General features: G+C 60.3%; 9 protein-coding genes and 1 tRNA gene. 5 read left to right on the top strand and 5 right to left on the bottom strand.

Annotated elements, in window-relative coordinates; all coding sequences use genetic code 11:
• Positions 1-135 precede the first annotated feature (135 nt).
• Both MHM86_RS08630 and MHM86_RS08625 read left to right on the top strand, forming a co-directional pair.
• Positions 136-447, top strand: coding sequence for an ETC complex I subunit (locus tag MHM86_RS08630; protein ID WP_239197973.1), 312 nt, complete (start codon positions 136-138; stop codon positions 445-447).
• A gap of 237 nt (positions 448-684) precedes the next feature.
• Positions 685-1458, top strand: coding sequence for an SDR family NAD(P)-dependent oxidoreductase (locus tag MHM86_RS08625; RefSeq protein WP_239197971.1), 774 nt, complete (start codon positions 685-687; stop codon positions 1456-1458).
• Here the strand turns inward: MHM86_RS08625 and MHM86_RS08620 are convergent.
• The 5 genes from MHM86_RS08620 to MHM86_RS08600 all read right to left on the bottom strand — a co-directional run bounded on the left by MHM86_RS08620 (position 1386) and on the right by MHM86_RS08600 (position 7126).
• On the bottom strand, positions 1386-4214 hold the full coding sequence (locus tag MHM86_RS08620; RefSeq protein ID WP_239197969.1) for an AMP-binding protein: 2829 nt from the start codon (positions 4212-4214) through the stop codon (positions 1386-1388). The genes MHM86_RS08625 and MHM86_RS08620 overlap by 73 nt on opposite strands.
• A 491-nt stretch (positions 4215-4705) precedes the next feature.
• A tRNA-Arg gene (locus MHM86_RS08615) sits at positions 4706-4782 on the bottom strand.
• Between the two features lie 125 nt (positions 4783-4907).
• Complete coding sequence (locus tag MHM86_RS08610; protein WP_239197967.1) at positions 4908-5573, bottom strand: alpha/beta family hydrolase; 666 nt, start codon at positions 5571-5573, stop codon at positions 4908-4910.
• Complete coding sequence (locus MHM86_RS08605; protein ID WP_239197965.1) at positions 5573-6514, bottom strand: MYG1 family protein; 942 nt, start codon at positions 6512-6514, stop codon at positions 5573-5575. The genes MHM86_RS08610 and MHM86_RS08605 overlap by 1 nt, the downstream gene beginning before the upstream one ends.
• 153 nt (positions 6515-6667) lie before the next feature.
• Positions 6668-7126, bottom strand: a complete 459-nt coding sequence (locus MHM86_RS08600; RefSeq protein ID WP_239197963.1) for an Lrp/AsnC ligand binding domain-containing protein — start codon at positions 7124-7126, stop codon at positions 6668-6670.
• Positions 7127-7249: 123 nt separating this feature from the next.
• On the opposite strand from MHM86_RS08600, the gene putA reads away from it, so the two are divergent.
• From putA to MHM86_RS08585, 3 genes are all read left to right on the top strand, one after another.
• A complete protein-coding gene (gene putA, locus MHM86_RS08595) occupies positions 7250-10723 on the top strand; it encodes a bifunctional proline dehydrogenase/L-glutamate gamma-semialdehyde dehydrogenase PutA (RefSeq protein WP_239197961.1) in 3474 nt (1157 codons plus the stop codon).
• A 152-nt stretch (positions 10724-10875) separates the two neighbouring features.
• The gene (locus tag MHM86_RS08590) at positions 10876-11925 is read left to right on the top strand and encodes an ornithine cyclodeaminase (protein WP_239197959.1); all 1050 of its coding nucleotides are present in this window, start codon (positions 10876-10878) and stop codon (positions 11923-11925) included.
• Positions 11926-11999: 74 nt separating this feature from the next.
• The gene (locus MHM86_RS08585; protein WP_239197957.1) at positions 12000-12284 is read left to right on the top strand and encodes a metal-sensing transcriptional repressor; all 285 of its coding nucleotides are present in this window, start codon (positions 12000-12002) and stop codon (positions 12282-12284) included.
• Positions 12285-12293 lie beyond the last annotated feature (9 nt).

The following is a 12293-nucleotide window of genomic DNA, read 5'->3' as shown; positions in this document are numbered from 1 at the left end:
CCAATGCTGAAAGATGACGCAATTAACGCGCCCTGACGGGCGAAATGCCGCAACAGGCAAAGGCAGCGTGTCGAAGCTGACGCTTGCAAAACCCCTCTCGTTTATTGATAAACGCATCAACAAGAGGAGCCAGTGATGCGCGCACGAATCTACCAGCCCGCCCGTAACGCGATGCAGTCCGGCATGGGCAAAACACGCCAGTGGATTTTGGACTACGAACAGGCCGAGGCCCGTGACATCGACCCGTTGATGGGCTGGACCTCTAGTGGCGACACCCAAACTCAGGTGCGCCTGCGCTTTGACAGCAAAGAAGCGGCGCTAGAGTATGCTGCGGAAAATGGTCTGGAAGCCGAAGTGTTGGCCCCCCAAACACGCAAACCCAACGTCCGCGCGGGCGGCTATGGTGAGAACTTCGCCACCAATCGCCGCGGTCCCTGGACCCACTGACGCTGTAAATCGGGCCAAAGTTGCTGCGAAATTGGGCCAAAGATCCCACGGAGCGATGGTTGAGGTTTCGGAAAGAGCGCCTTTGGGTGCTCTTTTTTGTTGATGGTTCCTGTGCGGCTTATAGGCTTGGTAGATTGATGGTGATTATTGGCGGCGCATAATCGCGTTTTCGCTGTAAGTCGGCCCCTTATTTTTTTACAACGGCATCACATCTCAATTGCTTCAGGGGCGGACTGCATGTCATCGAAACCAAAAACTGCGATCGTTACTGGGGGGCTTTCGGGCATGGGGCTGGCGATCGCACGACGGCTGGCGCGGGACGGCACCAAGGTGTTTGTCGGCGCGCGCCGCGCGGGTGATGCGGCGCATGTCGCGGCAAAACTCGGGCCAGATGCAGGGACAATCTCTGCGGCTGTGCTGGATGTGCAATCACGTGACAGCGTTGATGGCTTCGTTGCTAACGTTGTGGCCGCGCAGGGGGGCGTGGATATTTTGGTGAATGCCGCCGGCGTCTATGACGAAGCCGCGATCATCGACCACGCCGAGGACGTCTGGCAGGATCAGATCGACATCAACCTGAGCGGCACCTTCCGCATGATCCGTGCCGTGATGCCGCATATGACCTCCGCGGGTTGGGGCCGGATTGTCAACATCGCGTCGATGGCTGCGCATACGGGTATGGCCAATAATGCTGCCTATTGTGCGTCGAAGGCAGGGCTGCTGGGGTTGGGCCGCTGCGTCAGCCTAGAGGGGGCGGCGCATGGCGTCACTTGTGTTTCCATCAGCCCAACCTGGGTCGAAACGGAGATGCTGCGAAAATTTATCGACGCTGATATCGCCGCGACAGGTCAGAGCCTTGCAGAAGTGCGGGCAGAATATGCGAAATCCAACCCGCAAAACCAGCTTGTTCAGCCCGAAGAAGTCGCCGAACTGGCCGCTTACCTGGTCAGTGACGCAGCGCGGGCGCTGACGATGTCAGACTTTGAGATCAACGCAGGATCGCCCTGGTAAGCCTGCGTTCTGCGCTCCAAGAGCGTCTTTGCATCACAAAGCGTCTCGAACGCCTGATCACTGACGCGCGCCCACGCGGCGCGGGCCTGCGCGGTCTCAAACCTCGCATCGGCGCGCAGCGTGTCGGGGAACTCGGCGATGACACCCGCAATGCCCGTATCCAGTGTGACCTTGTCCAGCCAGTCCTGTGTCGCGACGGGATCAGGTCCTGCAGGCATAACGCGCTGATCTGGGATCAGGTTGTAGATTGGTGCGTCAGGCATGGTGATATCGCCCAACAGGAACGCCGCCACTGCGGTGACGTCGATCATCGGGAAAGTAAGACCTTTGGGCATATGTCCAGCGCGCAGTCCGGCTTCTAGGATTAGTTCATAAATATCGCGTGGGTTTGGTGCCTCTAGATCATAGAGCGAGGGCAGCCGGACGATCGCCGCGCGGATGGCCGTGTTGCGGATGGTTGTCTCTGCACCGATTTTGGCCGCGCCATAGCCAGTGCACCCCTCCCACTCAGGGATCAGCCCCTCAGGCCACGGGCCGCCGCGATCAGGAACCACGGCAGTCGACGAGGTGAAGCGCAAGTCGGCCTGCGCATCGCTGCAGAATTCCAGCACGGTGGTGATGCCCCGCGCCGACCAGTCGAGCATCTCCTGACGGCCAATCGCAAGGTTCACCATTGCAGCGCAATGGATCACACGGGTGACCATCTGCGCCAGTGTCGCATATTGCGCCGGATCGAGCGAGAATTGCGGTGCGTCCAGCGTGCCGTTGACGATCACATAGCGGCTTGGGTCCACGCCATGCGTCTTGGCGACTGCGTCCAGACGGTCGCGGGCCGCGTGGTTCTTGTTCCGCACGAGGCAGTAGATAACCTCGCCCTCAGGCAGGCTGCGTGCGGCTTGGGCCAGCACATGCCCGCCAAGGAAACCGGTCGCACCGGTCAGCAAGATACCCGGGCGTTCAAACGCTTCGACTACAGCGGGGGCATCGGCCTCTTGGGTCAAAAGCTGATCGAGCCGATGCAAGGGCACGTTCATCGCCAGATCAAAATCGACGGGCAGCCCATAGATACCTTCCAGGTCGAGCATCAGATTCACGCACATCAAAGAATCGCCGCCCAGATCGTGAAAGCTGCGCGCAGGATCCAGATCGGCGGGCGCGCAGGACATCGCGCGCGCTGCAGCGGCCAGCACCAGATCCTCGGATGCACCTTCGGTGGGCGCGGTATCATCGACCTTCGGCAGGGCGCGCACATCCGCTTTGCCGGACACAGGATGCAGCGGCAGTGCGTCAAGCTGCACCAGATAGGAAGGCACACAGTAATGCGGCAGCACAGCGCGCAGGTCACTGGCCAGCGTCGCAGGGATACGGTTGATGCCCGGTACCAGCCCCCATGTGTCAGCGTTGCGCCTGGCCTGCGCGCTATCGGCAGCATAGTAGAAAATCAGGCTCTGGCCGCGGCCTTTGACCTCTGACACCCACGGTGCCGCACTGGAAAAGCCAAGGCTGTCGCGCATCGTTTCAGTCAGTTCGCGGGTTTGGATTGAATAGCCGCGCAGCTTGAGCATGTGGGCAATCCGCCCTTCGATATACAGCGCGCCATCTTCGTCCTGTCGCGCCTGATCGCCGGTATCGTAAAGTCGTGTCTGGCGGCCATTGACCTCCATCTGCCGGAACCGCAGGCGTGTTTCTTCGGGACGGTTCACATAGCCGGTCCCTAACATACGCGGGCCTTCAAAAAACAGCTGACCGGAGGTGCCGGGCGGGCAAGGTTGTTCGGCCTCGTCCAGAATAATCGCCTGCAGGTGTTCCATCGGGATACCAACAGAGGCCGGCTGATTGCCGGCTGGTTCGATCAGCTGGGTCATGCAGATATCATGCGTTTCGCAGATGCTGTAGAGGTTCCATAGCGCTGTGCTGGGCAGCTTGGCCAGCGAGGCACGGATCAGATCGTCTGTGACGACTTCCCCGTTTAGGACAACGCGGGACAGGGGCAGCGCCGCTGCGCTTTCGGGGTCCAGCGCGTTCAGGAACGTGTCGTAGAAGGACGGGGTGAAAAGCATCTCGTCGATATGGTTCTGGGTCAGAAAATTCGCCAGTTTCGCCGGCGCAAATAGCGTGCCTGCGTCAGGGAACCATAGGCTGGCGCCTTTGCGCAGCGGGCGGAACATTTCCCAGATGGCGAAGACATAGATCCCAACGCGGGTCTGTGGCGCATAGGGCGTGTAGGCGTCGCGCCACTGATAGGACAGGAACGCAGCATCTTGCGACACCGGAATGCACTTCGGACGGCCGGTCGTGCCGGAGGTGGCAACCAGATAGACCGGATCGGTGGGGGCCACGTCGGCTGCGCGCAGCTTTGGCAGCGGAGCGTCGAGCGTGCGCTGCGCCAATATCGCCTGTGCCTCGACCGTTTGGCAATCGCCTGGCAACTGCCCGGGTGCGGCGGGGTCGCAGAGGATAACCAGACCAACCTGTAGCTCGGACAGGATATTGTGCAGCACCATTTGCGGCATTGCAGGATCAAGATGCACGAAGGGACGGCCATGGATCACACAGGCCACCGCACTTGCGCCCATCGCAAGCCCCGGCGTCCCAAAGATCCCGATGACCTCATGCGCATTAAGGTGATCTGTCAGAGATGACACATACTGGCCAAGCTGCGCATAGCTCAGCTGTTGGTGGTCGTCAGACAGGGCCAGCCTATCGCTAAAGCTCTCAATGGCGCGGACAAGTTCGGTGGGCAAGGTTTGGGACAAGGTCAAGGTGCTCTGATATGGGGTGAGAATGGACCGTGGACTTACGCCTCTTATGAAACACACGTGGCGGTCAGTAAACCAACCTTTCCCTTTTGCGGTTGAAATACCAGATGCCGATGGCTGTGCAGTTCGGAGAATAAAGGTTACTTTTTGTGCATGAGAAGATTCCCGGCCGCGCGTGAGTGTCGAAGCAGCCTCATCTCGCTGCGCAGGTCCAGCACTTTCAGATTTACCGCTGACGGTCGGCGATCTGGATGATGTTCTGCGGCAGCAAACCATGTCGTGAACTGGTGCCGCCGCGCCACTGAGATGACCCATGTTGACGACTTGCGTGTTATTTTGATCTGGCGTCATACGGAAAGAGTGCAGACCCATACCGCCTTTTTTCTTGTACGGGCTTTCCAGTATCCGGTTGCGCCAAAAACAATCTGTCAATGCGGTCGCGGGTTTTATGGGCGACCAGGGGGGCTACCGATATGAAATTGGAAAAATGGCGATCCCTGAAGGACTCGAACCCTCAACCTGCTGATTAGAAGTCAGCTGCTCTATCCAGTTGAGCTAAGGGACCGCTCTGTCGACAGGGGCGCTGGGGCGCGTCCGGTCTGATTCTGGCTATAGAGTATCGCTGACGAAAGAAAAAGACCGACTGGGCAGGTGTGTGCGAAAATCTGTCAAGGTGGGGCGGATGCCGGATTAGCGTAGGGTTCGCACCCAGCTGGCAATGGCCGTGCAGCTGTCGTTGAGTGCGGCGGCGTGGTCCATGCCCGTCACCCGTTTGCGCGGTTTCAGGTCGTGATCGCCATCGTTGATCCAGTGCATGCAGATGCTGCCCGGCAGGGCGTAGCCTGCCACCTCATCAGCTGTGCCAAGGGGGTCGCGGGTGCCCTGTATCATCAGGGTCGGGGTGCGCAGGGCCATCAGGTGTTCGGTGCGCAGGCTGTCCGGCTTGCCTTTGGGATGAAACGGATAACCAAGGCAGAGGAGGGCGTCTGCCGCGCCTGCCTCTGCTGCCAAGAGCAGGCTGGCGACACGTCCGCCCATAGATTTGCCGCCGATGATCAGGCGGTTCACTTGCTCTTGTTCGCGCAAGGCCGCGATGGCAGTGCGGTATTCCGCGACCAGTACTGGCATTTTGGGGGGCGGGCGTTTGGCGCCGCCGCTGCGGCGACCGGCCATATAAGCGAACTCAAACCTTGCAACGCGCAGGGGCTTTTCGCTCAGCTCCTTTGCGCTCAGGCCTGCGGCGATCTGGTTCATAAAGGCCGTGTCCATCGCAGCGCCTGCACCGTGGGCCAGTAGCACGGTGGTGTCGGCACCTTTCGGGCCGTCAAACAGGAACGTGGCGGACAGGGCGGTCATCAGATCCCCGCAGCCTCTGCTGCTGCAACCGCCTGTTGCGCCATATTGACGATGCCATCGCGGCTGTTGGCCACCGCAATAAACAGCGCGTTATGGCAGAATACGGCACCTTCGACGCCGGTAACAGCAGCCAGATCGGCGCCGTTCAGACCGGCCCACGCGCCAGGCAGATCGGCGCGGGCCTCGAAGGTATCACCGCCCTTGCGTATGGTGGTCAGCGCCCAATCCACGCGATCGCCGTTTTCGCGCGGGTTGATCACGAACAGCAAGTGGTCGGCGCCCGTCTTCTCAACGGCAGCGCGGAAGGGCATGCCCATCGGCAGTTCCAGAATGCGCCCCTCACCCGCCTGCGCGATCGCTTCGGTCACCAGCGTTTCTGCGCGGTATTTTGCGGCACGGTTGCGAATGGCGGCTTCGACGAAGGCACGGGCCACGGGCAGGGCGGCCATAAACGCCTGATCATCCGCGCCAGCGCCGCGATCATCAAAGGTGGGTTTCAACGATTCCAAGAGGGTTGGCAGGGTCATCCCCGCCAGCGGCCCCGCGACCGAAGGTTCAATCGCGCCGTTGTCCAGTAGATCCACCGGCAGAACAAATCCTTTATCAAAGCTCAGGTGCACGCGATCCACATCCGCCTCTGGCACGTTTACTGCGCGCAGATAGTCATGGCCGAAATGTTTCCAGATCAATCCGAAAGAGCTGTAGGGTTGCTCATCCTCGCGCAAGGGCACGGGACGCTGGTGGTGATCGAAAATGCCTGCCTCCGCATCATAGGCGCGGCCGACGTCATAGATGATCTTGCCCGGACCGGGTGTGATCACGTCGGCGTCGCGGCTGCGGATCAGCGTGGCATCGGGAAACAAATGCGTCAGGATGACAGAGGACAGCAATTCATCGGCATGAAACCCGCCGGAGTGGGTGATTAACTGGGTGATGGTCATCATGGGGCCTTCAAGTTCATTTGGAGCGGTGCGTTCCTGGCACCGCGCATCGTTGTCTCAGCCGATAGTGAGGCGGACAGTGGATGTAAACCGCCGCGCGCGCTGGCGGATGCGATTGCCGGGCATGTGTGGCGTCCTGCCTGCACTGCACCGTCAGTCCTTAACCGATTGCATCGACACATGGGTCGAGGTGCTGTCCACATGCGGCAGGGTCGATACCACACGTCCTAGTACCTCACGATAGCTGCGCATGTCTTTGGTGCGCAGTTTCAGCAGATAGTCAAAGGCACCCGCGATCATATGGCATTGCTCCACCTCGGCGGCGGACTGCACGGCGGTGTTAAACTCCAGCAACGCCTCCTCAGTGGTTTTCTTCAGCTTGACCTCGACAAACACCACCTGTTCCGCGCCCAGCTTGCCGGGGTCAAGGATCGCGCGGAACCCCTGAATATACCCCTCAGCGATCAGCCGTTTCATCCGCAGTTGGCAGGGCGTTTTGGACAGGCCCACCCGCGTTGACAGTTCGGTCACTGGCAGCCGCCCCTCAACACTCAGAATGCGCAGGATTTCGGTGTCGTGGCGATCTAAGTGGCTATTAAGTGGCATTTTCATGGTGATTTGGTCTATTTGGGTGGGTAAATTTGGGTCGTTAGCCGTTAGGGTGTCATAGTTTGGGCAACGTGCCTAGAGGGGATCTGCTAAAATGGATGCCGCTCATATCAATTGGAGACCCCGATGACCGATCTGCACACCCTTCGCCTGACCCTGCGCCACAACACCCTGCGGGAGGAGGGTGCAGTTCTCGCTGATCTGTTGGCGACACATGGTCTAGACGCGGCGCAGCGGGCAGTGATCCAGAACCGTGCCACCGATCTGGTCCGCGCCATCCGCAAGGGCGACAATGCGGGCTTGATGGAGGTGTTTCTGGCGGAATATGGCCTGTCGACCAACGAAGGTGTTGCGCTGATGTGTCTGGCAGAGGCGTTGCTGCGGGTGCCGGATGCCGACACAATTGATGCGTTGATCGAGGATAAGATCGCGCCATCCGCCTGGGGCCAGCATCTGGGGCAGTCGTCATCGTCGTTGGTCAATGCCTCCACCTGGGCGCTGATGCTGACGGGTAAGGTTCTGCAGGACGGTACCGGCGTGGCCGCGACCTTACGCGGTGCGCTGAAACGTCTGGGCGAACCGGTGATCCGCCGGGCTGTCGCCCGCGCGATGAAGGAAATGGGGGCGCAGTTCGTTCTAGGCCAAACGATTGACGAGGCTATGAAACGTGCCGCGCCACAAGAGGCAGCGGGTTACACCTATTCCTACGATATGCTGGGGGAGGCAGCGCTGACCGCCCGTGATGCAGACGCTTTCATGGCCGCCTATGAGGGCGCGATTGCCCAGTTGGCGCAGGCGGCGACAGCGCCGGACAGCCGCGATAACCCCGGTATTTCAATCAAACTGTCGGCGCTGCACCCGCGCTATGAAGTCGGTCAGCGGACGCGGGTTATGTCCGAACTGGTGCCACTGGTCCTGCGACTGGCGCAGCAGGCGCGGGCGGCGAACATGGGTCTGAATATCGATGCCGAAGAGGCAGACCGGCTGGACCTATCGCTTGATGTGATCGAGGCGGTGCTGCGCGATCCTTCGCTGACGGGCTGGGATGGCTTTGGTGTGGTGGTGCAGGCCTATGGCAAACGGGCGCCGCAGGTGCTGGACTGGCTTTATGCGCTGGCCGCGGACGTGGATCGCCGCATTATGGTGCGCCTGGTCAAAGGTGCTTATTGGGACAGCGAAGTGAAACGCGCCCAGGTCGAAGGCCTGTCTGACTTCCCCGTTTACACCCGCAAGGCGGCGACCGATGTGGCTTATATCTGCTGTGCGCAGAAACTGCTGCAAATGACCGATCGCATTTACCCGCAGTTTGCCACCCATAACGCCCATACGGTGGCGTCTGTTCTGGAACTGGCCGCGGATAAGCACGCGTTTGAATTCCAGCGCCTGCATGGCATGGGCGAGGGGTTGCATGATCTGGTGCTGAAACAGGCTGGCACCCGCTGCCGTATCTATGCGCCGGTGGGCGCACATCGCGACCTACTGGCCTATCTGGTTCGGCGGCTGTTGGAAAATGGCGCCAACTCTTCTTTTGTTAATCAGATCGTTGATGAGGATGTGCCGCCTGAAACCGTGGCGGCTGATCCTTTTGACATGCTGGCAGATGCCGGTCCAAACGCTTCCGTGCGGTTGCCGCAGGATCTGTATGGGGCAGAGCGGGCGAATTCCAAAGGGTGGGATTTGCACGACCTCGACGATTTGAATGAAATTGCTGCCGCCCGCGATCCGTTCCAGGCCCACCAATGGGCCGCGACCCCGCTGATCGCCGGTACGGTGGCGGGCAGCGATACGCGTCCTGTGATGAATCCCGCCGTGCCAGATGATCAGGTGGGGACTGTGGCTGAGGCGGAGGAGGTGGATGTGGAAACCGCACTCTCCCGCGCCGCGTCGTGGGATGTGGATGCGGCTGCAAGGGCGCAGGTCCTGAACCGAGCTGCCGACCTTTATGAGCAAAACTTTGGCGAGATCTTTGCCGCCCTCAGCCGCGAGGCAGGCAAAACCCCGATGGACGCTATTGCAGAGCTGCGCGAGGCGGTGGATTTCCTGCGCTATTACGCCGCCCGGGGCACGGAACTGTCTGCACCTGCCCGTGGCGTCATGGCCTGCATTTCACCGTGGAACTTCCCGCTGGCGATTTTCACCGGCCAGATCGCGGCCGCCCTTGCGGCGGGCAATGGTGTTTTGGCCAAGCCGGCCGAACCGACCGCGATCACCGCCTATATCGCTGTGCGCCTTCTGCATCAGGCAGGGGTGCCTGCGCAGGCGCTGCAGTTGTTGCCGGGACGGGGTTCGGTGGTGGGCGCGCGGCTGTCCAGTGATCCGCGGATCAAGGGGATGTGTTTCACCGGATCGACCCAAACCGCGCAGGTGATCAACCGCGCCATGGCCGATCATATCGCACCAGCCGCGCCGTTGATTGCCGAAACCGGCGGATTGAACGCGATGGTGGTGGATTCCACTGCGCTGCCCGAACAGGCGGTGAAGGACATCGTGGCCTCTGCGTTCCAGTCGGCTGGTCAACGCTGTTCAGCGCTGCGTCTTCTCTATGTGCAGGAGGATGTGGCAGATACCATTCTGCAAATGCTCTATGGTGCGATGGATGAGCTGGTCCTTGGCAATCCGTGGGACCTCTGCACTGATGTGGGGCCGGTCATCACCTCTGCCGCGCAGGCAGAGATCGCCTCCTATATCGACGCCGCCCGCACGGAGGGCAGGGTGTTGAAGCAACTGACCACACCTGCGCAAGGCACATTCGTCGCCCCCACTGTGCTGCGAGTCACCGGCATGGCGGATCTGGAGAAAGAGGTTTTTGGTCCCGTCCTGCACGTCGCGACCTACAAGGCGGCAGAGCTGGATCAGGTCGTCGCGGCGATCAACGCATCAGGGTTCGGTCTGACCTTTGGCATGCACTCGCGCATTGATGATCGGGTGGAACAAGTCACTGCGCAGCTGTCGGTCGGCAACATCTACATCAATCGCAACCAGATCGGGGCCATCGTTGGATCGCAACCCTTCGGCGGCGAAGGCCTCTCTGGCACCGGTCCCAAGGCGGGCGGGCCTGCCTATGTCAAACGTTTCGCACAGGCGATCACGGCAGAGGTTGCAGCGGCTGAAAACGCGGCGGCTGATCCCGCAATCGTACAGGCAGCGCTGGATGCAACGCCGCATCCCGAACGTCTGGCGTTGCGGCGGCAGGAACTGCCGGGACCAACGGGGGAATCCAACGTATTGACCACCTACGGCCGTGGCCGGATCCTATGCCTTGGCCCCACTGTAGAGGCTGCACAGGCTCAGCAGCAGATTGCAGTGGCGCATGGCTGTACCGCGCTGATCATTGCGCCTGACGCATCGGGCCCACAGACGGTGGATGGCGCGATGGAACCCGATGCGCTCAGCAGGATCAATGGGTTTGATGCGGTGGTCTATTGGGGGCCGGAGGCGGTGCAACGCCAGATCCGCCGCGCCCTTGCCGCGCGTCAGGGGGCTTTGATCCCGCTGCTGGTCGAGGCCGATTTTGGCGATCGTTGCCAGTTGGAACGCCACACCTGCATCGACACCACGGCGGCGGGCGGGAATGCCTCGCTGCTGGCGGCTGCAAGCTAAGTCCGTCATTTTGGTGAGTTACTATATGCATTTCGCAGATCTAACTCATCAGATTGAACAACTCGGTCGCTAATATCTGGTGGTTTTGTCAGCAATACTGTTGGGCCAAGAGTGACAGCCACATCCAAGGCCCAACATAGGATCGCCCGCAAATGACCAAACCCCTAGCCTCTGATCTGGCCTATGTGCCGTTCGTCAGCGTCGAAAATATGATGCGGCTGATTCACCACATTGGTGTGGAGGAGATGCTGCAAGGGTTGGCGAACTATATCGAAGATGACTTCCGTCGCTGGGAGAAGTTCGACAAAACCCCGCGTGTGGCCAGCCATTCAGAGGTTGGGGTGATTGAATTGATGCCCACCTCGGACGGCGAGGCATATGGGTTCAAATACGTAAACGGCCACCCCAAGAACACCAAGGAGGGCCTGCAAACCGTCACCGCCTTTGGCCTCTTGGCTGACGTCTACACCGGCTATCCGGTGCTGCTGACGGAAATGACACTGCTCACGGCGCTGCGCACGGCAGCCACCTCGGCTATGGTTGCCAAACATCTGGCGCCCAAAGGCGCGGGCACGATGGCGATGATCGGCAATGGCGCGCAGTCCGAATTTCAGGCCACTGCGATGAAGGTGATCTGTGGCGTGGACCACCTGCGCCTTTATGACATTGATGTTCGTGCCAGTGAGAAGCTGTTGCATAATCTGACGGGGCGCGGGTTTCAGATCACCATCTGTAAAACGCCCGAAGAGGCCATCGAAGGCGCTCAGATCATCACCACCTGCACCGCCGACAAACAGAACGCCACCATCCTGACCGACAACATGGTTGGCGCGGGGGTGCATATTAACGCTATCGGTGGCGACTGTCCGGGCAAGACGGAGCTGCACCGCGATATCCTGACCCGCGCCGATGTGTTCGTCGAATACCCACCGCAAACGCGGGTTGAGGGCGAGATCCAGCAGATGCCGGAGGCGTTCGTCGTGACCGAAATGTGGGAAGTGATCACCGGCGCCGCACAGGGCCGTGTCAGTGACCGCCAGATCACCCTGTTTGACGGCGTTGGCTTCGCGATCGAGGATTTTTCGGCACTGCGCTATGTGCGGGATCGGGTGCAGGGCACGGACTACTGTCAGCAATTGGATATGTTGGCCGACCCTGATGATCCTCGCGATCTGTTTGGGATGCTGCTGCGGGCTGGCTGATTTGCCCGCCGCTTCCAGAATATCCCCTAGGGGAGGATATTGACATCTATCCCCTGGGGGAGGATGTTGTCACGATGACACATCCTCATTCCCATCCGCACGAACATGCCCATAAGCATGACAGCCACCCCAAGATCATCTCGCGCCTCAAACGCGCCGGTGGCCATCTGGAGGCGGTGGTGCGCATGATCGAAGAGGGCAAGCCCTGTGTCGATGTCGCTCAGCAGCTGCAAGCGGTGGAAAGCGCTCTGCGCAACGCCAAGCAGGCGCTTATTCACGATCATATGGATCATTGCCTTGACGAGGGTACGCTGGATGATCAGCGCGCCGAGTTGAAGGCAATTTCCCGTTATCTGTGAGGTCTGCTG

This window comes from Thalassobius sp. Cn5-15 (assembly GCF_022347685.1).
In the GTDB taxonomy this organism is placed as follows: Bacteria; Pseudomonadota; Alphaproteobacteria; order Rhodobacterales; family Rhodobacteraceae; genus Thalassobius.
This window is presented reverse-complemented; position numbering and strand designations above follow the sequence as displayed.